The 22,323-nt window shown below is 37.3% G+C and carries 19 protein-coding genes; 10 read left to right on the top strand and 9 right to left on the bottom strand.

What is annotated here, in order from left to right; genetic code table 11:
* The first annotated feature begins 50 nt into the window (after positions 1–50).
* The 4 genes from GYM74_RS04585 (at position 51) to GYM74_RS04600 (ending at position 5,953) form a co-directional block, all read left to right on the top strand.
* The gene (locus GYM74_RS04585; protein ID WP_220219311.1) at positions 51–1,787 is read left to right on the top strand and encodes a hypothetical protein; all 1,737 of its coding nucleotides are present in this window, start codon (positions 51–53) and stop codon (positions 1,785–1,787) included.
* Positions 1,788–2,016: 229 nt separating this feature from the next.
* Positions 2,017–4,146 (top strand): ATP-dependent endonuclease, encoded by a 2,130-nt coding sequence (locus GYM74_RS04590; protein ID WP_220219312.1) that lies wholly within the window; start codon positions 2,017–2,019, stop codon positions 4,144–4,146.
* Positions 4,139–4,879, top strand: coding sequence for a UvrD-helicase domain-containing protein (locus GYM74_RS04595; RefSeq protein ID WP_220219313.1), 741 nt, complete (start codon positions 4,139–4,141; stop codon positions 4,877–4,879). The genes GYM74_RS04590 and GYM74_RS04595 overlap by 8 nt, the downstream gene beginning before the upstream one ends.
* Positions 4,880–4,933: 54 nt before the next feature.
* Entirely contained in the window at positions 4,934–5,953 is a 1,020-nt protein-coding gene (locus GYM74_RS04600) for a 3'-5' exonuclease (protein WP_220219314.1), read from the top strand.
* Between the two features lie 304 nt (positions 5,954–6,257).
* Here the strand turns inward: GYM74_RS04600 and GYM74_RS04605 are convergent, their stop codons facing one another.
* From GYM74_RS04605 to GYM74_RS04625, 5 genes are all read right to left on the bottom strand, one after another.
* Positions 6,258–6,485, bottom strand: coding sequence for a hypothetical protein (locus tag GYM74_RS04605; RefSeq protein ID WP_220219315.1), 228 nt, complete (start codon positions 6,483–6,485; stop codon positions 6,258–6,260).
* Between the two features lie 341 nt (positions 6,486–6,826).
* Positions 6,827–7,654 (bottom strand): PTS system mannose/fructose/sorbose family transporter subunit IID, encoded by an 828-nt coding sequence (locus tag GYM74_RS04610; protein ID WP_220219316.1) that lies wholly within the window; start codon positions 7,652–7,654, stop codon positions 6,827–6,829.
* Positions 7,655–7,668: 14 nt separating this feature from the next.
* Positions 7,669–8,499, bottom strand: coding sequence for a PTS sugar transporter subunit IIC (locus GYM74_RS04615; RefSeq protein ID WP_220219317.1), 831 nt, complete (start codon positions 8,497–8,499; stop codon positions 7,669–7,671).
* Positions 8,500–8,523: 24 nt separating this feature from the next.
* Positions 8,524–9,015, bottom strand: coding sequence for a PTS sugar transporter subunit IIB (locus GYM74_RS04620; RefSeq protein ID WP_220219318.1), 492 nt, complete (start codon positions 9,013–9,015; stop codon positions 8,524–8,526).
* A 27-nt stretch (positions 9,016–9,042) separates the two neighbouring features.
* Complete coding sequence (locus GYM74_RS04625) at positions 9,043–9,465, bottom strand: PTS sugar transporter subunit IIA (RefSeq protein ID WP_220219319.1); 423 nt, start codon at positions 9,463–9,465, stop codon at positions 9,043–9,045.
* A gap of 194 nt (positions 9,466–9,659) precedes the next feature.
* Here GYM74_RS04625 and deoC point away from each other — a divergent pair, with 194 nt between their 5' ends.
* Positions 9,660–10,382: a deoxyribose-phosphate aldolase gene (deoC, locus tag GYM74_RS04630; RefSeq protein ID WP_220219320.1), complete on the top strand. Its 723-nt coding sequence runs from the start codon at positions 9,660–9,662 to the stop codon at positions 10,380–10,382.
* A 115-nt stretch (positions 10,383–10,497) separates the two neighbouring features.
* Here the strand turns inward: deoC and GYM74_RS04635 are convergent, their stop codons facing one another.
* From GYM74_RS04635 to GYM74_RS04645, 3 genes are all read right to left on the bottom strand, one after another.
* On the bottom strand, positions 10,498–11,253 hold the full coding sequence (locus tag GYM74_RS04635) for a GntR family transcriptional regulator (RefSeq protein WP_220219321.1): 756 nt from the start codon (positions 11,251–11,253) through the stop codon (positions 10,498–10,500).
* A 139-nt stretch (positions 11,254–11,392) separates the two neighbouring features.
* Entirely contained in the window at positions 11,393–12,580 is a 1,188-nt protein-coding gene (gene manA / locus GYM74_RS04640; protein ID WP_220219322.1) for a mannose-6-phosphate isomerase, class I, read from the bottom strand.
* 170 nt (positions 12,581–12,750) lie between these two features.
* Complete coding sequence (locus GYM74_RS04645) at positions 12,751–13,935, bottom strand: carbohydrate porin (protein ID WP_220219323.1); 1,185 nt, start codon at positions 13,933–13,935, stop codon at positions 12,751–12,753.
* A gap of 363 nt (positions 13,936–14,298) precedes the next feature.
* Here GYM74_RS04645 and prfA point away from each other — a divergent pair, with 363 nt between their 5' ends.
* The 5 genes from prfA to GYM74_RS04670 all read left to right on the top strand — a co-directional run bounded on the left by prfA (position 14,299) and on the right by GYM74_RS04670 (position 21,744).
* A complete protein-coding gene (gene prfA / locus GYM74_RS04650; protein WP_220219324.1) occupies positions 14,299–15,384 on the top strand; it encodes a peptide chain release factor 1 in 1,086 nt (361 codons plus the stop codon).
* On the top strand, positions 15,381–16,217 hold the full coding sequence (prmC, locus tag GYM74_RS04655; RefSeq protein WP_220219325.1) for a peptide chain release factor N(5)-glutamine methyltransferase: 837 nt from the start codon (positions 15,381–15,383) through the stop codon (positions 16,215–16,217). The genes prfA and prmC overlap by 4 nt, the downstream gene beginning before the upstream one ends.
* Before the next feature lie 18 nt (positions 16,218–16,235).
* Positions 16,236–17,090, top strand: coding sequence for a 3-deoxy-8-phosphooctulonate synthase (kdsA, locus tag GYM74_RS04660; protein ID WP_305054793.1), 855 nt, complete (start codon positions 16,236–16,238; stop codon positions 17,088–17,090).
* A gap of 556 nt (positions 17,091–17,646) precedes the next feature.
* Positions 17,647–19,062, top strand: coding sequence for an OprD family outer membrane porin (locus GYM74_RS04665; RefSeq protein ID WP_220219327.1), 1,416 nt, complete (start codon positions 17,647–17,649; stop codon positions 19,060–19,062).
* A gap of 9 nt (positions 19,063–19,071) precedes the next feature.
* A complete protein-coding gene (locus tag GYM74_RS04670; protein ID WP_220219328.1) occupies positions 19,072–21,744 on the top strand; it encodes a beta-N-acetylhexosaminidase in 2,673 nt (890 codons plus the stop codon).
* A gap of 117 nt (positions 21,745–21,861) precedes the next feature.
* Here the strand turns inward: GYM74_RS04670 and rraB are convergent, their stop codons facing one another.
* The gene (gene rraB / locus GYM74_RS04675) at positions 21,862–22,257 is read right to left on the bottom strand and encodes a ribonuclease E inhibitor RraB (RefSeq protein ID WP_220219329.1); all 396 of its coding nucleotides are present in this window, start codon (positions 22,255–22,257) and stop codon (positions 21,862–21,864) included.
* Positions 22,258–22,323 lie beyond the last annotated feature (66 nt).

Consider the following 22,323-nt stretch of genomic DNA (forward strand, 5'->3'; position numbering starts at 1 on the left):
TCATTTATAATTCAGTTACCTATCTTAAAGGTCTAAAAAGGAAGTGGATCATGTCATATTTCAACGATAATAGTTTAGAGATAGCTCGCTGGCATTGTTCTTTTAATTTAGAGAAGTATTTTGAAGGTAAACCACTTGGCGGTCGTTACAATAAAAACCATAAATATGTTGCTACTTGGTATGCAAATCGTCTTCCGCTCGAAAAATCTAAAACACTCGTTGAAGTTATTTTTATCAATTTAACCGATCCCACCTATATAAACACGAAAACTGGCGAGGAATGTCAGAGTTTCTTTAAGATTACTTTACCTATCAACTACCTTCATAAAGTTCCATTCGGCAGCATTTGGCAGAATGGTGAATCGAAATATAAGTTCAAACTTAAAGAGTTCAAAGTTACCTTTTCAAAGAACGAGGGATTAACTTATAAGCCTCTTTGGATGGATAAAATATCTCACCCTTTTGAAGCGGATAAATATGTTAATTCGTCTTATCTGAATACATTCAAAGGGGATGGAAATCAATTACTTGTCATCAAACCTGAAAGCGAAAATAAGTCCTATATCGTTCACCCATTACATTTCTTTATGGCTCACTACGGCTATTCTAGCGAATTAAAACGTATATTGATTACGGATGACTGGAGCAAGGTTGAGCAGAAGTTACGTTTGAACGAATCTTTCAAAGAAAAAGGCGTATTTGTACCGAATCACCTTTCCACGAAAGATGCCGTATTTCTTTATCATTTGAAATACGATGCTTATACAAAAAAAGTAGTGAAAGATGTAACTGAAAAAATCATTAGTTCCAAAGGTCAAGCAAATCCAAAATATCTTATTCCTTGCTGGCACGACCAACTCATAAAGCTTTCATTCTATGGGATTGAGTTAGGAAATTCCGTACTTTGCTGCCAGATTACAGGTATTAGCCAACCGCAAGGCGAGCCAATTAATCTTTATTACCATTCTCCAATAAAAGTAAGTAAAGATGGCAAAAAGCAAGTCCATGACGAACCTCAATACAGAACACGCAAGTACGAACGAGAACATGAACTTGAAAAACTTGATATTGCATTAGATAACGTCAACAACCTTGTAACAGTAGATGTTGTTGAATACCTGAAATTGCTTGGAGAACAACGAGAAATAAATCGAATTCAACTTACTCAAGAAGCTCAAAAAGTCGGTAATGTTAAATTATTAAATTACGATGAGCCTGAAAACTACGGTGTCGGAGAAAAAGAAGGAAAAACTGGTAATACAGGTATTGCTAACTGTTTTTACGATATTTTGAATAAAGATGAAATTGAAGGTAAGTCACGCCTAGACACAATTTGGGAGCATGCTAAACGCCTACGCAATGAACAAGATGCTAACGTTTATTGGTACACACCTAAGCGTGGTTTTAATGTACTTGATGATTTTGCACTGGTTTCTTTGGAAGATGTTTGTGAGTCATTGAATCAATATTATCCTTCTTGTGTGTTGATATTACGTATAGATATTAAACAAAGAACATTCTTTGTGTTTAGTTTTCCTGTGAGAAACGAAAAAGAGAATGCAGGTTTTAGTAGTGTCGTTTACGAACCTCAAAATATTCAACAATTCCTTGACGTTTATCGCCGAGATGAAAACCTATTCAAGCTACTTATTGAAATCATATCAAACGAGGGGGTAAGCAGCGATTACGTTGATTCTAAAAATGGAAAAATGTCTCTATTTAGACATGTAGAAGCTAAAAAGACGAACAATAACTGGGTTTGGAATGGTATTAAGAAATTACTTTAAATACTAACTCTAAGGAATTTCTGTAACGGTATACTTTTCTTGGCGAGAAACCTAGCGATATGATGATCATAAACTAGCTTGATTACATAACAAGAGAGCAAGCTATTAGTGATGGTACCATTAACCAGTATTGGATAGATAATACGACTGGGGAAATGGTTAGAAAATAAAAATTGAAGCCTAAATCTAAAAGTGTGTTATCAAGCAGTAAATTGTGGGAAAAGAGTAAATGTATATATCGAAAGTAAGTTTAGTCAATTATAGAAATTTTAAAAATGCTAAGGTGATTTTAAATAAAGGAATTAATACCATAATTGGTGAAAATGCATCAGGTAAAACGAATTTATTTAGAGCTATACGATTACTATTGGATGATTCGCTATTATCTTCAGCTTATAAATTAAATGAAAATGATTTCAATAGAGAATTAGGAAATGATTGGCGTGGGCATTGGATTATTATCAGTATTGAATTTAAGGATGTGAGTAATGATGAAGGTATTCAGGCTTTATTTTCTCATGGTGCTGAAAATATCGACTCTCCAGATAGAGCAACTTACAATCTATTTTTTAGGCCTAATAAAAGTATTAGATATAAATTATCAAAGTTGCAAGAAGGTGATCAAGATTCACTTAAAGAATTATTAAATAATATATCAGTCGAAAATGACTATGAAGTATATTTTACGGGCAGAAGCACTGTCGATTTTAATGATCCAGAAACCTATCTAGAACTAGTTGGTGACTTTTATAATGTGATTTTTCCCGAACACATTGATGACTCGAAATTTGGCGCTAAGATTCCACATCAACTGTCTATCTCTAAGGATTTATCTTTTACATTTATTCAAGCATTAAGAGATGTAGTTAGTGATTTTCATAGTAATAAAAATAATCCATTATTAACTTTAATGAAGCATCAAAGTGAGAAATTAGATACGTCTGTATATGTTCCAATCAGTGGGAAAATACAAGAGTTAAATCAAGAAATTGAAGCGTTAGAGAAGGTTAAAGAAGTTAGAGAAGATATCAAATCTACACTATTAGATACTACAGGAGTAACTTATACCCCCAAATCTTTATCAATTAAATCAGGTATTTCAGATGAAGCAGAGAAGATGTTACAGTCTTTAAAATTGTATATTGGTGAGACATCTGAGGATTTTGAAGGTGGAATTCACGAATTAAGCCTAGGTGGAGCTAACCTGATATTTTTGACTTTGAAGCTACTAGAATTTAAATATCAGAGAGCCAAAGAGACTTTGGCTAATTTTTTGATAATAGAAGAGCCTGAAGCACATATTCATAACCATATACAAAAAACACTTTTTGACCGTATTAATTATTCCGATACCCAAATTATTTATTCAACACATTCAACACAAATATCAGAAGTGAGCAATGTGAAGAATATGAATATATTGTCTAGAAAGGGTGTTTCAACAGAGATATATCAACCATCACATAAATTAGAAGATAAAAATATTACTCAGATTCAAAGATATCTAGATATAGTCCGTTCCAATTTATTGTTTGCTAAAGGAGTTATTTTAGTAGAGGGAGATGCAGAAGAGATCATTATCCCTATTTTAGTAAAACAAGTTTTTGGTATTAGTTTAGATGAGCTAGGAATTAGTTTAATCAATATTGGTAGTACAGGGTTTCAAAATGTAGCTCAGTTATTTCACAATGATCGTATTCAAAGAAAGTGTGCAATTATAACCGATTTAGATGCAGCTATTTGTGATGTCAATATTATTGAAGATGATAGCGATAAAAAGAAAAAATATAAAAATAGGGTAAAGCGCTCAGCAAAGAAAGGTATCGAGCGTAAAAAAAAATTAGATGCTTTTATTAATGGTAATCATTGGTTGAGAGCTTATTATGCGGAACATACTTTTGAGGTGGATTTTACTAAAGCAAGCGAGTTAAATAAAAAGGCAATATCTGGTTTGGTTGAGCAAATTTATACTGATGAAGATACAAAACAATTGTCTCTAACGGAAATTACCTCAGGTAAAATAGCTGTCTATGGAAAAAGAGTTCTAACCATGGCAAATCAAGTTGGTAAAGGATGGTTTGCAATTATGGTAGGAGGAATAATAGACTATAGAACTATAATTCCAAATTATATATTAGATGCTGTAGTCTTTGCTAAAGATGAATATTCACCAAAAGTGATAGCACAAATAATTCGATATAGATTAAAGCAATTAGAGATATCCGAGAACGATATTAACAATCTGCTGACAGCGTATCTTGAGGATAATAATTTGAAAAAGATAATTCATAAGTTAAAGATTACTATTCCAGAGGATCAGTTGATTAATTTTTTCGAGAAGATAAATAAAAATGTTTAGTTGGAGCCAAGATGAATTAATACAGGAGCAATCGAATGCTATTTTAAGTGATCAGAACGTTCTTTTGGTGGCCTGCCCAGGGAGTGGAAAAACAAGAACACTAACCTATAAAATTGCTCTTGAACTGAGTAAATTAGATTCAGAAAAGAAATTTATTATTGCAATTACTTATACCAATAATGCAGCAGATGAAATTAGAGATAGAATTGAACTGCTAGGAGTTGATACTCAGCAACTTTGGATTGGAACAATACATGCATTTTGTTTGGAATGGATCTTACGACCATATCATCAATATTTACCAGATTTAAAATATGGGTTCAGTGTTATAAATTCTTATGAATCTGAAAAAATCTTAACAGATTTATGTAGCACATATACCTCTGAAAAACTTAAGATAACTTATTGGGATTGTGGTTATATAGCAACTACATCAGGCGATAAACTTATGTGCTCAAACACACGAAAGCACGATGTATTGAATAAAATATACGAAGACTATTTCAATATTCTTGAAAAGAGCAAGCAGATTGATTTTGAACAAATATTGAAGTTTTCTTATAAGTTATTAGAGCAAGAACCTAAAATTCTTATGATATTAAATAAGCTTTTCTCATACATTTTAGTTGATGAGTATCAAGATACTAAAGATATTCAATATCATATTTTAGCCCTAATTATAAAATCAGATCCAAAACAAACAAAAATATTTATTGTTGGAGATCCCAATTAGGCTATTTATGGCGGTTTAGGTGGGATATGTAAAAGTAAAAGAGAGTTAGATATATTGTTTAATATTAATTTTCAAGAACTTAGTTTAACTATGAACTTTCGTTCTTCTTCACGGATTGTGAATTATTTTGAAAATTATAAAATTTCTTCAAATACAATTTGTGCAGCAGGAATTCATAGAGACTACCCGAGCTTAATTACTTACAATAAATCAGTCAAGCTAGATAATTTATTAGATGAAGTAGAAAGACTGATTTTATTAAATATTAATGAAAAGAAAATCTTACCTACAGAGATTTGTATTGCTGCTCCACAATGGGTATGTGTTTCAGCTCTAACCCGAAAATTAATAGCGAAAATGCCTGACTATAGTTTTAATGGACCAGGAATAGCCCCATTTTCTAGAGATATTGAAAATTTTTGGTACAAGTTAACAAAAATTTTTTTAACAGAACCATCCCCTGATATGTATCTGAAGCGTTTAAGATGGTCTAAAGAAATACTTGAGCAGTTAAATCTACATGGGATGCATATTGTAGATTTAACCCCAAAGCAATTACTTAAGGTTTGTAATTCACTAGACATAGTTGAGACTAGAGGAATAAGCTTTTTGGAGAGAAGTTTTAAACAATTTTGTTTAAGGTTAGGCTTGAATATTAGTGTATTCCCAATTTTGTTGGAGCAACAAGAAGCATTTATTAAAAGTGCTTATAATAGATTGGATAAATTGCGTAATGAAGGCATTACAGATGCTGATACAACATATAATTTTAAAAAAATATTTAGACAAAAAGATGGGATTACAGTTTCTACGATACATGGAATAAAAGGTGAGGAGTATGATGTTGTTATTGCTATAGCTCTTTTAAATGATTATGTACCGCATTTTGCTGATCATGATTCACTAAAAGAGGAAAATGCAAAAAAGATACTCTATGTGCTTTCATCTAGAGCAAGAAAAAATTTACATTTAATTTCAGAAAGAATGAGAAGCCCTAATTGCAAGTATGCTCCAAATGGTAAATCTCCCACGCCTCAACTAGAGAATTACGCTTTTGAATATGATGAATTTTAATGGTCTGATATTCATATATTTGTTTTATTTCTATAATCTATATTCGAAGTAAATTCTTGTATGATACTTTATTGAGTGCTAAATTCTTTAGATCATGTAGTTACATGATCTAGAGTTGCAAACTTCATTGTCCGTCCACATTAAAAACTAGAGATTAAACAATGATAAATATATTGTGGTTGGAGATAATTCTTATCTTCACAACGATAGTAGGTAATACCATGAATTCGTACAACATCATCTCGTTTTGACTTTTTACCATGATGTCATGCAAATTGTACAATACTACACAAATAAGTTCCATTTATTCATCTTCGGTTAAGTTTGGCTTTTTGTAGAGTTCAATTAACCATTGAGAATAGCGTTTTTTTAGTTGCTTCGCTTTCATCTGCTGAATCATTTCTCGATCAATATCTAATTCTCGGTTGTAATCTAATTTCATATGGTTAATAAAGCCTGTAATTGCAGCCATTTTCCCTGATTTCATTGTGAAATAGTTGGTTAACTGTTCTTGCGTTGGAAAATGTATCATGTTGTTTGAGCTAATTAAATCAATTGCAGGTTGTAAGGTCAGTCGAAGACCGCTTTGAGTGGTGCTGCGAGGGGGTTATTAGGGGGATTTCGCAAAAAATCCCCCTAATTCGGACGCAGACACCGGAATGAAAATATCAATCAATTAACAGCGTCCGAAACCTGCATACCAAAAACTCGAAACTTTCAGCGAAAGTAAAATCTTGTCAAGAAGTTTCAGAAAACATAGGTGTTTAAGCAAAAAACACAAATTTTTGTCAAGATCCTTCTGAAAACACCTACATTTAAGTATAAAAAAAATTTTAAGATATTTTCAAAATATCCCCATTATTTACAAGGAACTTAAAAAATCCCCAACACCACCCCAACAGTGGTAATCGCTGTTAAAATAAGAATAACTTTCGTTGCGCTAAGCTGTTTTGCCGACACCAACCACCAAGCAATAAGCACCATTGACAGCGGTAATATTTTCGGGAAGATATCATCAAGCACACTTTGCAATGATCGCATCGACTCACCCATCGGGATTTCCAGCGTAGAGTTAAGTACAATATTACCGGCGGCCAGCCCGCCTACCACCATAATGCCAAGTATATTAAAGGCATCGGTAATGCGTTTAACATTATCCCCGATAATATTATCGATCGCGTTAACGCCTAGCTTATACCCATAAAAGAAACTTAAATAAGAGATAAGCGGACCTAAAATCCCATAAGCGAGAATATAAAATAGAGGTCCAATCGGATTGCCATTTGCTGCCATACCCATAGCAATCGATAATAGAATCGGCACAATAATGCCTTGAATAAGCGAATCACCGATACCGGCTAATGGCCCCATAAGGGTGGCTTTGATATTGATCGGTAGCTCTTCGGGGACATTTTTGCCTAAGGCTATCTCTTCTTCCATAGAAGCGACAATACCATTAATGATCTGCCCGGTTTGCGGTTCGGTGTTATAAAACATTGAATGCCGAATATATAACCGCCGTTTCGCTTCCGGATCGTCTTTGTAATATTTTTCAGCAAAGGGAATATAAGAAAATGCCCAGGCATGCGCCTGTAACTTTTCATAACTCATTGAGGATAAATGGGTAAATCCCCAGCGGTACCAAATTTGGCGTAACTCTTTTTTTGTCAATCTTGATTGATTGTTAATGACTTTATCCATTAGTACAACTCCTATTAAAACAGATCATCATCTTCAAATATGTCTGAATTTGTATCATTTGCTGGGTTATTATTGGCAACCGCTGGCTTGTTAGTTGCCATGTAATACAGGTAAGCGACCAAAGCGGAAATAAACACCAATGCGATCATGCTTAAGCCTGCAAACGCCAGTAACACAAAACCGGCAAAGAAGAAAATTAACTGAATTTTAGATTTAATGACGATATTCATCAGCATCGCAATGCCCAGCGCCGGCAATACGCCACCTAAAACTGAGATGATTTTGGTGATAACTTCCGGTACATGACTTAATAACCAGTCAACTAAACCCGAACCGTAAAAAATAGCTAAAAATATCGGCACGGCTCGAATCAAAAAGGTGGTAATTTGCGGATAGATAAGATGATTTAGCACAATACCTCGAGGATTATTGTTTTGTGCTGCTTGTTGCGCTTTGTTGTTCCAAAACGAATAAAGCGCCATGCGGGTATTATAAAATATCAAACCAAAAGTCTGTCCGATAAGTACCGATAATGTGACGGCAACCGCCGGCTCTTTCGTGGTGGCTAACGCTAAACCAATACCGCCATAAGCGGCGTAGGTAATTTCACTGTTGGTGGCGCCGCCGGTGGATAGATTAGCAATAAACACCGCCTGCACCGCTAAGCCACACGCCACCCCAGATTGAATATCCCCAAAGGCAAAGCCAACAAGTAAGCCGGCAACCAGTGGTCTACCTACCACATAAAAGCCACCGGACATCCCAAAAAGCCATGGGGATTCAATGGCGCCTAAGTAGCAAAAAATGGCGGTTAGTAGGGCAGGAATAAAAAGTATCGTTTCCATGATGTTTTCCTCTTAAATGGAGCCTCATAAGGTGTCATATCGTTTTTTCATCACCGACCAGCTTTTCGGTTCGTCATCCGGTAACAGTTGAAATTCGAGCGTGATACCGTGGCTTTCCAGATAGTCAAAAGCTTGGTAGTCATTTTGATCAATAGCAACCGTTCGACCGAGTACCTTAGCGCCGGCTCGAGTATTCATACAGCCGATATTGAGTGTGGGATTGAGTTTTGCACCTGCTTTAAGGAGTTTTTCAAACGTTTGCGGCGAATCGCTGATTAGAAAAAAATTTTTCGTTGATTCCATGCCTTGCTGAATCTTATCAACCCCTTGGGCGACGGTATAAATACCAATTTTCAAATTACCGGCAGCGGCTTTTAATACCCTTTTGCGTAACTCATCGGCGGCAATATTGTCACCTACAACCAGTATGCCGTCGACCGGTCTCACTTTAGTCCAACGTGTCATAATTTGACCATGAATAACACGATCATCGACTCGGGTTAATGTAATTGTCATCGCTGTAAACTCCTATCTGATTACCTATTAAAAATCTAAACTGTCATCACTATCGATTGCCGTTTTAGCAAGTGTTACCGCACTTTGTGCTACCTCGACAATCGATTGAACTGCCGCTTGAATATCGCCAGCCTCTTCTAACGCTGTCCCTGCCTGAATCAACATCGGTAAATTCAAACCGGCAATAAGAAACACCCGATCCGGATGAGCTAATGCATAACGTAACGTTTCGTTATAGGGCGTACCGCCTACGATGTCACTTAAAACGATAACCCCATTTTGCTCCGTTAATAATTGGTCTAGGGTTTGGGTTAATCTTGCCGAAAAATCACCAATGCCGGATTCATCGAGTTTGACCGCAATAAAACAGGCGCTATCGCCCGCTATCATTTGGTAGCTGGATAAAATCCCTTCGCACAAATTTCCGTGTGACGTGACTACTATCTTCATTATCGTTCCTCCATTGATTGTACGATCGGTATAAATATATATTTACATATTGAATTTGGCATAACAAATAGATTATGTTTTATTTGTTTGATTTTGGGATGTTTATCACAAATTGGTGGCAATATTGATTGACAAAAGAAAGATTGTTTCTAATATATGTATTTACATATTGGAATTGAAGGATCATAAAAAACATGAAAAAATATTCTTTAGCGCAGTTAAGCCGATTAATCGATCACACCAATTTAAAAGCCGATGCCACACCAACAATGATGGAAAAACTTTGCCTTGAAGCAAAAAACTATCATTTTAAAATGGTGGCAATTAATCAAGTACAGTCAAAGCTTTGTGCCAGTTTGTTGCAGGGCAGTGATGTCGGTATCGGGGCGGCAATTGCTTTTCCTTTGGGGCAAACGACAATTGAAGCAAAATGTTTTGAAACCCAAAATGCCATTGATAATGGAGCTACCGAAATTGACTATGTGATTAATCTTACTCAATTGAAAATCGGTAATTTAGCTTATATTGAAGATGAAATGTCGCAAATTGTAGCGATTTGTCGCAAACATCAAGTTATTTCAAAAGTGATTTTTGAAAATTGCTACTTAACCGATGCCGAAAAAATTGCCCTGTGCCAGATTGCGGTTAAAGTAAAACCGGATTTTATTAAAACCTCAACCGGTTTTGCCCCAACCGGTGCAACGGTTGAAGATGTGAAACTGATGAAACAGCATGCCGGGGATACAGTCAAAGTAAAAGCTGCCGGTGGAATTCGGGATGCCAATACGTTTATTAAAATGCTGGAGGCTGGGGCGGAGCGAATTGGGACCAGTTCCGGCATCGCCATTATTGAAGCTGTCAAACAAACATTGCTTGACAGTCATCAACAAACGATTGATGTACAGTGCATGAAGTAAGCCATTGCAAAATATCCTTGATCACCAATCGGTCAAGGATATTTGGTTTTCATTGATATACTCACTCGACTAATGTGTGATAGCGAATAAAGCAGTACGGCTTTTTGGTTGTGGTTTAATGATTTAATTCAAAAATAAAAGAGTTAATATCGCCCCGATATTTGGAAATTGAATATTCAATTGCTAGTCGTTCTTGGCTGAAGGCGGTTGAGTGAAAATAAAAAATCGGATCGCCTTCTTCAATATCTAACAAGTCACTGGTGGTTTCATCGGCTTTAATAACCTCTAATTTACGGCGAATTTGCAATATCGGGTAGTTCATCTTTTCCAATGCGCTATAAAGCTTTTCTTGGGTGAAATCGTGATCAAGAAAATTGGGTAACCGTGCAACCGGTAAATAGGTGGTAACGAGCACAATTGGTTTATTTTCGGCATAACGCAGGCGGACGAGTTTATAAACCTCATCGTTTTCATCAATTTGCAAATTGGTTGCGATTTCGCAAGTGGCTTTATCTATTTTGAAGGTTAGCACTTGTGTTTTGGGTTGTAAGCCTTTGCGATTCATTTCAGAATCATAACTTTCAATAATATGAGTAAATTCTTGATTTATCTTCTGTTGCTTAACGATTGTGCCTCGTCGTTTTCGTCGTTCTAAATAGCCTTCATTAACTAAGTGTTGAATTGCTTGCCGGACAGTCGGGCGGCTGACTTGATAAATATCGGTTAGCTCACACTCTTTGGGAATTAATTGCCCTTGAGGATATTGACCTGACTGAATTTTTTTTAATAAATCTTGTTGAATAATCAGATGACGTGGCGTTTTATTAATAGGATTCATAATGATAGCGTCGGATAAATTATATAACGACATATTAATCGAAAGCTTAATTTATGTAAATTAAATCTACAATAGCCTTTAGAAAGTTAAGCTAGTTTTTTACCACAAAAAACTACTTTGGGCTTAACTTTCACATCATATAAGCAATTTAATTGGTTTATAACTAATAAGATTAATTAAACGCTTTGGCTAAGATGCCTTCTCCTTGATAAGTATATTGTTGAGCTTGATAGGCAATAAATGCACTTTCACCTTTTGCTAGCGTGATAGTGTCAGATGCCGTTGATAAGCTGACTACGCCGTGTAAACACAATAGGATTTGTGGCGAGCTGACTTGATCTTTTCGTGTTTGATTGTCACTTTGGATAATTTCAAACTTAAAATCTTTAACCGGAACGGGGTAATCAATCTTATTTTGATTGATTACCGGTTGTATCAATAATTGATCGGCTTGAGCGCTGACAAAACTGGTATTATTGATTAATTCGGTAATATCAATATGTTTATGAGTTAATCCCGCCCTCAAAACATTATCTGAATTCGCCATTAACTCCAGCCCGGTGCCACTGAGGTAAGCATGCGGTGTTTGTGCTGCTAAAAACATCGCTTGTCCCGGTTTGAGTTCAATAATATTGAGCAATAATGGCATGATAATTCCGATATCACCCGGAAAATCTTTCGCCAGTTGTTTTATGGTGATAAAAGGCTCTTTAGTCAATAGTGTTATGCTTGACAGTAACTCGCTTATCACGGTTTGCTTGTTATCGCCAGCAAGGGTAAGCAAAAATTGGAAAAAACATTTTAACTGCTCGGGGCAGGGGCTGTTTTTCAATTGAGCCACTTGCTCACTTAAAGACGGCAGAGCGAGTTGCTCAAACAGCGCCACTATTTGCGCAATCGGTCGAAATGAACGCATCGCTTTAAACGGGGTTAAGGCATAAATTAACTCCGGTTTATGATTGGCATCTTTGTAGTTGCGATTAGGTGAATTGAGGGCGATACCGAATTGGTTCTCTTTTTCAAACCCTAATTTGGCACTGGCTTGTGTTGGATGCACTTGAATCGATAGTGCTTTGCTTGCCGAGAGAATTTTAAATAAGAAGGGCAGACCGGCAAAGGTTTTAAACGTTGTTTCACCCAGTGTCTCAAGTGGTGAGTTTTCGATGAGTTTATCGAGCTTGATAGGCTGATGCGCTTTGTCGATAGCTATCGAGCTTCCCAACGGGTGATCTCCCATCCAGACTTCGGCCATGGGTTTATCGGTAGGATTTTTGATGCCAAATAGTTTGGTTATCGCATCCTTACTACCCCAATCGTAATATTTAATTGTATTTTCCAGTTTCCATATTGTTCTATCCATATTTTCATCCCGCTTTAAGTTGCCTAGTGATGTCAATATTGTCTAATTTAACCAGACTGCTTTAACTATACGCTTGCCAGAAAACTATGCAACTGTTATTAAAATAAGCCAATTTATTGCATTGTGTCTGCATAAATCGGCTTATTTTATTTAAGCTTGATTTAGCTTAGTTAGAAGAAATATTTAAATCTGACTCGTGCCCCGTAGCGGTCATCGGTGTTGTCACCATGCGATTTACTTCTGTCTAATATTGACCAGTAAGTCCCTAAATACAGGTTGAAGTTGTCCATGTCTAACACATTATCAATCAAATAAGAGGCATTGACGGTGTGGATCTTATATTTGCCTTTATTGTTGATATGACCGTCTTTGATATGGTTTTCCGGATTGAATTTTTTGATATCGTTATTGGCAAAATAGTAGCCAAGCCCCAGTTTTTCCCAAACGATATCGGTACCGATTGTCATATCTTTTTCATCCTGGGCGTTCATAAAAGCAAAGCTGGTATTGATTTTAAGCCCTTTATTAGCGGCATCCCAATCACCTTCACTGTTCCATGAAATGGTTGCGCCATATCCTGTTCGTTTCGACTGATCGTGAAACTTGCCGTCACTGTCGTGATAACCATAAGCATTTTTAACGACATTGGTTTCGGCGGCTATTGCCGTTGAAAAATGGTCATTTTTCCACGATAAAACCGGCCGCAAGTAGACAACGTTTTTCTTTTTATCGATCTGATAACCATGATACGTTGATTTGTTAAACATCTTCTCGCCATTGTTAACTAAGGTGTTTAATTGAAAATTGAAGTTATCGAGAAACGGTTTATTTAACGCAATACTGCCGCCATTTTTACTGCGTCCTCGTCCCTCTTTCATCATGTATATGTAACCAAAGCCGTCTTCATATAAGTCATTGGCGGTATTACCCGAATACTCCAAAAAGGTATCTTGCCCAAGCGGGAACATATCATAAGCTTCAAAGCGACCGATTTTGATATTCCACTCATTTTTTTGCCCAAAATAGAAAGCCGCATCATCCAGATTCATATCGCCACCCAGATCGGCAAGTGGCTGAACAACAAAGCCGGCAAAGTTTTTATCGTTAATTTCACGGTAACCGTCTAAGCCGATTAAGATACGTCCATTGATATCCCAGTGATCTTTATCAGACGGTTTATTCTTTTTATCGGCGGTCTCTTTTAACGAGCTTAGCTGTTGTTTACTGCTGGCGGCATCAACATTAATCTCAACATCGCCATATAATTTTAGTTGCCCTTGTGGGGTATCCCACTCGATTGCGGCATTTGCCATTGAACTTATACCAATTAAGCTAATCATGACTATTTTTTTCATAAAACCCACTCCCTAATAGCGAAAATATTCAATCTGTCATAAGTGATGTATGCGATAACATTTTTACTTGATAAAATACGTATTATTAGTGGTAATGATACAATTAAATAAGAAATGATATCGTTTACATTTTTTGATGTTATAGGTCGTAGCGGTTTTTGCAAACTGTAAAGATTCATTTCTGTGACACGTGTAACATTTTTAGTGAAATGATCTATCCTCGATATACTTTGCTGGTCTTTTAAGCCGTTAATGCGAAAGGGCGAGAATAATTTGCAAGGAAGTAGAAACTGTATTTTATAGGCGATTAAGTATATAATGCCGGGCAAATTTAATTAATCATCACCAAAAATAGATATATTTATGAAATCATCCATTATCAGTAAGTTGGAGACTCTACAAGAGCGTTATGAAGAAGTTCAAGCGTTATTGTCAGATGCCGCTGTTATTGCAGATCAAAACCGTTTTCGCACCCTTTCAAAAGAGTATGCTCAATTATCCGGCGTGGTGAAGTGCTTTGCTAGCTGGAAACAGACACAAGAAAATATTGAAACGGCTAAAATGATGCTATCTGATCCTGAAATGAGTGAAATGGCACAAGAAGAGCTGGATGAAGCATTGGGTCAAGTTGAGCAACAAGAAAAAGAGTTGCAAGTTCTGCTATTACCAAAAGATCCGAATGACGATTACAACTGTTTTGTTGAAGTCAGAGCAGGTACCGGCGGCGATGAGGCGGCCATTTTTGCCGGCGATTTAGCCCGTATGTATACCCGTTATGCAGAATCACGTAACTGGCGAGTTGAAATTATGAGCGCTAGCGAAGGCGAACATGGTGGCTATAAAGAAGTGATTATGCTTGTCAGCGGTGACGGTGTTTATGGTAATTTAAAATTTGAATCCGGCGGGCATCGTGTGCAACGTGTGCCGGAAACTGAATCACAAGGGCGTATTCACACCTCCGCTTGTACCGTTGCGGTTTTGCCGGAGATTCCGGAAGCTGAAATGCCAGAAATCAATCCGGCTGATTTAAAAATCGATACCTACCGTTCATCCGGTGCCGGTGGTCAGCATGTTAATACCACCGATTCAGCGATACGTATTACCCATATTCCAACCGGTATTGTGGTGGAGTGTCAAGATGAGCGCTCACAGCATAAGAACAAAGCCAAAGCGATGTCAGTGTTAGCGGCGCGTATTCAAGATGCTGAAACTCGTAAACGCCAGCAAGAAGAAGCCTCAACTCGACGTAACTTATTAGGGTCGGGTGATCGCTCAGATCGCATTCGAACTTACAACTATCCGCAAGGTCGGGTGACCGATCATCGTATAAACCTAACAATTTATCGTTTAGATGAAGTCATGGAAGGTAAGTTAGAAATGTTAATCGATCCAATTGTTCAAGAGTATCAAGCTGATCAATTGGCTGCTTTATCGGAACAGGATGAATGACCTATTTACAATGGCTTAAATCTGCTTCTCAATCGTTAACCGATAGTGACAGCCCAAAGCGGGATGCCGAGATTTTATTGAGTTTTGTGACTCACAAAACCCGAACATTTTTAATGGCCTTTAGTGAAACCTTGCTGTCAGATGAGGAGCTTATCGCTTTAGACGGTTACTTAAAACGGCGTCAAGTTGGTGAGCCAATCGCTTATATTACCGGTGAAAAAGAGTTCTGGTCTTTAAAATTTAATGTGTCAAATTCGACCTTAATACCCCGACCAGATACCGAAAAATTAGTTGAGCTTAGTTTAGACTATTTGCCTAAAGTGCCTTGCGAAGTGTTAGATCTTGGCACTGGCACCGGAGCCATTGCTATTGCGATGGCAACTGAACGCCCGGACTGCCTGTTTACTGCGATTGAAAAGAATAAAGATGCACTGCTTTTAGCGCAAAAAAATGCCAGTCAGATAGGTGTTAACAACGTCTATTTTTTACACGGTGATTGGTATAAACCGATAAAGAATCGCAAATTTTCGATGATTATCAGTAACCCGCCGTATATCGAACCGACCGATATTCATTTATCACAAGGGGACGTGCGCTATGAGCCTAGAAGTGCATTAGTTTCAGAAGATGACGGGCTGGCGGATATTAAAGTGATTGTTCATGGGGCAACTAAACATTTAAATCAATATGGCTGGTTGCTGATAGAGCATGGCTGGAAACAAGGCCTTGCAGTGCAAACAATCTTTAAACAACACGGATTTCAATTAGTCGAAACCTTCACCGACTATAGTGGCAATGACAGAGTCACGCTCGGTCGCTGGTTTAAACCTTAAACAGGAAATATTTTTATGATGAAGCAAAAAAAAGTCAAAGTCGGTGATATTACCGTTGCCAATGATTTACCCTTTGTGCTATTTGGTGGCATGAATGTTTTAGAATCACGTGATTTAGCCATGAAAGTTTGTGAGCACTATGTCACTGTGACTGAAAAACTCGATATCCCGTATATTTTCAAAGCTTCTTTTGATAAAGCCAATCGCTCATCTGTCCACTCCTATCGTGGACCGGGTTTAGAAGAGGGAATGAAAATTTTTCAGGAACTCAAACAGCAGTTTGGGGTGAGAATTATTACTGATGTGCATACCGAGCAGCAGTGCCAGCCCGTTGCCGATGTAGTTGATGTTATTCAGCTACCCGCTTTTTTAGCCCGCCAAACCGATCTCGTGGTTGCCATGGCGAAAACCGGCGCAGTGATTAATGTTAAAAAACCGCAATTTGTTAGCCCGGGACAAATGGGTAATATTGTTGAAAAATTTGAAGAAGCCGGCAACGATCAAGTTATTCTTTGCGATCGTGGTAGTTGCTTCGGTTATGATAATCTGGTTGTGGATATGCTAGGTTTTAACGTGATGAAAAAAGTCAGTCACGGTTCACCGGTTATCTTTGATGTAACCCATGCTTTACAATGCCGTGACCCAATGGGCGCCGCATCCGGTGGACGCCGAGGACAAGTCACCGAACTGGCACGTGCTGGTATGGCCGTTGGTATTGCCGGATTGTTTTTAGAGTCGCACCCTGATCCTGCTCATGCAAAATGTGACGGTCCGTCGGCACTACCGTTGGATAAGCTTGAATCTTTCTTAATTCAGATGAAAGCAATTGATGAGCTGGTCAAAAGTTTTGATGAGATTGATACTGAAAATTAATCGTCTTTATTGCCTTTGTTGGTATCAATTAAAAAGTTTATATTTTACGTTTAACTTTCTATAATCTTCAATATTTTAAGAGAAACCTTATCCGTTTCTCTTTTTTTTGTGCCTTTTTGCTCAATTTCAGTCAGTACCTCTTCTACTTTTGCTAACTGTTAGTCGATTTTATCCTCCACGCGATTTAAAACCTGAAAATATCAAAAAAAGAGCTATTCTTTAAATAAAAACACGGATTTCTTATTTTTTATTCCGAAAAAAGTTAAGATATTAATCGAGTAAATAGCAAAAAAAATGGCTATTTTGGTGATGAAGATCACGATTTAAGAACATTTAATTTGCTAACTAAAATATGTTTATGCATTATTAAATAGCATTTTATAGGCAATTATTTAAAATTTTGATAAGAACTTGGTGATACATAATTGTTAAAAGGTGCGATGAAATAGGACTATTTAATTAATTTTTTTAAATAAAATGATTTTTTACTAATTGAGATAAATCGTTACAATTTGCTCAATTATACATGAAATAAAGTCATCTTAAGGAAGCCGATATGAATTTACCTAAACCTTTGTTAACACGCCGTTCATTAAATCGTATAACCAAGCTGATTTTATCCATTTCTCTCTTAACCAGTGTTGTGCCTGCGCAAGCTGCTGACAACAGTTCATTTATTGATGATTCTTCGCTTTCGGGTAATATCTTTTTCTGGAATCGAGATCGAGAACGAAAAGATGTTATTAAACATAAATATGAAAGCAATATTCGTCAATCTACCTTTAATGCTAATTTAGATTTTCGCTCAGGATATATTGCCGATATGTTTGCCATTGAGCTGGGCGGATATGGCGCTTGGGAAGTAAGCAATGGTGGTAATGGTCATCCAAATGAAATTGGTTTTAGTGGTGCACGTACTCGCTGGGATGAGGATTGGAAAAAAGATGTCAGTGGGGTGAGCTTTTATAAAGCGCAAGTCAATTTTAAACAAGATGAACACTTTTGGCTAAAAGCCGGTTTTATTCAGCCGTCCGGTCAAACATTATTAGCCCCTCACTGGAGTTTATTACCCGGTACTTACCGCGGTTTTGAATTAGGTACTACTCTCGATTTTGATCAAGCCGGCGCCTTATCGATGTCTTATATGTGGTCAGATAGATATAAAGCACCATGGTATAAACGTCTTTATGAATTTAAACAATGGGGCAAAGGCAAGAAGATTGATTATCTACATTCTGCCGGTTTGAAATACGACTTTAAAAATGATTTAGTGTTAGAAACCGCCTTTGGTCAAGCCAAAAATTATATGAATCAATATTTTGGTAAAGTGTCTTATAAAACCGATGTGCTGGATAATCCGTTAACCATGAGCTATCAATTTTATGGAGCAAAAGACCAGTCTCATAAAGGTGATAATGTTTACGACGGCTTAGCATGGTTACAAGCGGCAACATTAGGTTATCAAGTCGGACCTGTTGGTTTACGCCTTGAAGGGGTAGCGGTTAAGGCTGAAGGTAAACAAGGCTTCTTTTTACAACGTATGACGCCGGATTATGCTTCTTCAAACGGTCGTTTAGATGTGTGGTGGAATTCACGATCTGACTTCAATGCGAATGGGGAAAAAGCCCTATTTGCTGAAGTGACTTACGATTTAGGTGATCTGTCATCTTATTTAGCCGGTTGGAAAACCGGGGCATCTTATGCCTATGGTTGGGATGCTAAACCCAATTCGACCGAAAAAAACCAAAAACGACGCTTAATTGAGTCGGCTTATAACTTCGATTTAGGTTACACCGTACAAAATGGCTTAGCAAAAGATGTGTCAATGCAATTGCATTACACTAAGTATAATAATCACTCAAATAGTATACCTAGCTGGGGAGGTGGCTATGGCAATATCTTCCAGGATGAGCGAGATATTAAATTCATTGTTACTGTTCCATTCACCATTTTCAATGCTAAACAAAAATAGGTAAATATTATGAAAAAGTTTAAAACAGCCATATTAGCAATGTCGATAACATCGTTATTAAGCTTAGGTGCTTCACAATCGGCATTGGCATCGGAACAAATTGTCGATGCAATTAGCTCACAACTTGATGTTAATTTTAAAGTTGTTGATAATTTTGTTGGGCAACATGGTGTGGATTGTGCGGCTTTAGGTGCCGATTGGGCATCGTGTTTTAAAGCCAACATCTCTTTAACCAATACCGGTTCGGAAATTAAAGATAAAGACTGGGCAATCTATTTCAGTAGCATTCGTATGATTCTTGCGGTTGATAATGAGCAGTTTAAAATTACGCATCTAACCGGCGATCTTCACAAAATCGAACCAACCGAAAAATTTACTGGTTTTCCGGCTAAAAGTAGCATTGATATTCCTATCATTGGCGAGTATTGGCAATTAAGCCAGTCAGATGTCATCCCTCGTTGGTATGTGACATCAACCGATGCCACGCCAAAAGTTATCGGTAATACTAACACTGAAAACTTGGCGGATTTTGTGTCACCGATTGGTGAGCAGTGGAAGCGCACGCCTGATGATCACAATATTTTAATGACGCCAGTCACTCGGTTTGAGCGTAATGCCGATATTAAACAGCTTGATGAAAAAGCATTGCGTGGGCAAATTATTCCAACGCCTTTGCATCTTACCCTTGCTGAAAAAGATATCACGCTGGATAAAAATGGCATTCATCTTCAATTAAAAGGACTTAATGACGCCAGCTTATCAGTTTTAAATCAGCAGTTTGATAACTTAGGCATCGCATTAACCGATAAAGGTTATAAGATTGTTGCAAATATTGATGCGAGCAAATTTAAAAATGGGGTATCGGGTGCTTATCAACTCAATATTGACGATAAGCAAGCGACCATTACTGCCTTTGATGAGCGAGGAATTTTTTACGCCGTAGAATCGATCTTATCGTTGATTCCGGTCACCGAAAAGCCAACCATTGCTATGGTAAAAATCGAAGATTCTCCACGTTTTGATTATCGGGGCATTATGTTAGACACCGGACGTAACTTTAAAACAAAGCAAGCGGTGCTAAGGTTACTCGATCAAATGGCGAGTTATAAATTAAATAAATTCCATTTTCACCTTAGTGACGATGAAGGTTGGCGAATTGAGATCCCGGGACTTCCGGAATTGACCGATGTTGGTAGTAAGCGTTGTCACGATCTGAGTGAAACAAAATGTTTATTACCACAATTAGGATCGGGGCCTGATAGTGATAATTTAGGTAGTGGATACTTTAGTCGCAGTGATTATATTGAAATTGTCAAATATGCTAAAGATCGCTTTATTGATGTCATCCCCGAAATTGATATGCCGGCACATGCCAGAGCGGCAATTATGTCTATGGAAGCACGTTATCAACGCCTAATGGCAGAAGGTAAACAAGCAGAAGCTAATGAGTTTCGTTTAGTTGATCCTACCGATGATTCAAATACGACAACAGTACAATTTTACGATCGAAAAAGTTATCTAAATCCTTGCTTAGATTCATCTAAACGTTTTGTCGATAAAGTGATTACTGAAATTGCAAAAATGCATAACGAAGCCGGGCAACCACTCACCGTTTGGCATTTTGGTGGCGATGAGGCGAAAAACATTCGCTTAGGTAATGGCTATCAAGACCTCCATGCTGCGACCAAAGTTGAGGGTAAAGGGTTAGTTGATCAAAGCGTTGAAGATCATCCTTGGGCAAAATCGCAAGCTTGTCAAACACTGGTTAAACAAGGGGTGATTAAAGATATTGAGTATCTACCTAGCTATTTTGCAATTCAAGCCAGTAAGATTATTAAAGACCATGGCATCAATCACATGCAGGCATGGCAAGACGGCGTAAAACATGCCGATAATGCTAAAGCGTTTGCTGTCGATAAAGTAACAGTCAACTTTTGGGATGCGCTCTATTGGGGGGGATATGATTCAGCCAGTGAATGGACAAACAAAGGCTATCAGATGATTATCTCAAATCCGGATTATGTTTATCTTGATTTCCCGTATGAAGTCAATCCGCAAGAGAGTGGCTATTATTGGGGTACCCGTTTTAATGATGAACGCAAAATGTTTAGCTTTGCGCCAAATAATTTACCGCAAAACGCCGAAACCTCAACCGATCGTGACGGTAACGTATTTAGCGCCAAAGGTACTTTGAATTGGACAGGCAGTTATGGCTTGTCAGCACAGTTATGGAGTGAAATTGTTCGCACGGATGCGCAAATGGAATACATGATGTACCCTAGACTGTTAGCAGTAGCGGAACGAGCTTGGCATAAAGCCGATTGGGAAACGGATTATCAAAAAGATCGTGAATATGAACAAGGAAAAACGCACTATGTAGACCAACAAAAGTTACTTGATGACTGGACTCGTTTTGCTAATGTAGTTGGGCAAAAAGCGTTATCTAAACTCGATCTTGCTGCAATTGATTATCGCTTACCACTACCCGGTGCAAAAATTGAAAATGGCCAGCTAACTGCTAACATTGTTTTCCCGGGTTTGCATATTCAATACTCTAACGATGACGGCAAAACCTGGCACCGTTACACTACGCCGGTGGCAATTAATAAGGGAGAGACAATTGTTGTTCGCAGTGTTTCGCCAAATCAAAAAAGAACAAGTCGGGTAGAACAAGTGAAATAATCCATTAAATACTCAATTCTTATCCGTTAATCAAACGGATAAGAATTTGTTTGGATTAAATAAAATTAGTTGAGTTGTTTTGATTTAATCAAAGGGGCTGATAACTGCCGATAGGAATTAGTGCAGTGTTTCTTCTTCAAATATGTCATCAAATATCTCATCACTGCCGTCTTCAAAATAAGTTCCCCACCCGTCATAATGTACGCCAAATTGATTTGCCAAAGTAACAATTTGTTCAATCTGCGCATTAATTAATTTAGCATCTAGTGGGCATTCGGCAACAATATCAAAGCCAATAATCGCATTGCCTGCATCATCAATATCTTCATCCGGGTCGGTTGCTTCATAGCCTAGTTTGTATGCTTCAACTGCAACTTTTTCAAGTTTATCAAAATGTTGTGATGAGATATGGTGTTCAATAATATAAAGCGCATGAGGATCGCTACCGTCTTGTAATAGGTTTTCAATAATTTCCAGAGTATTTTGTTGAGCAAGAAGAATTTGATCTTTCATAATTTACCTTTTAGTGGTCACGCAAATTGTGTGGTATATTACACGTTTAAAAATTATTTTCGAGAA

Source organism: Gilliamella sp. ESL0405, from assembly GCF_019469205.1.
In the GTDB taxonomy this organism is placed as follows: Bacteria; Pseudomonadota; Gammaproteobacteria; order Enterobacterales; family Orbaceae; genus Gilliamella.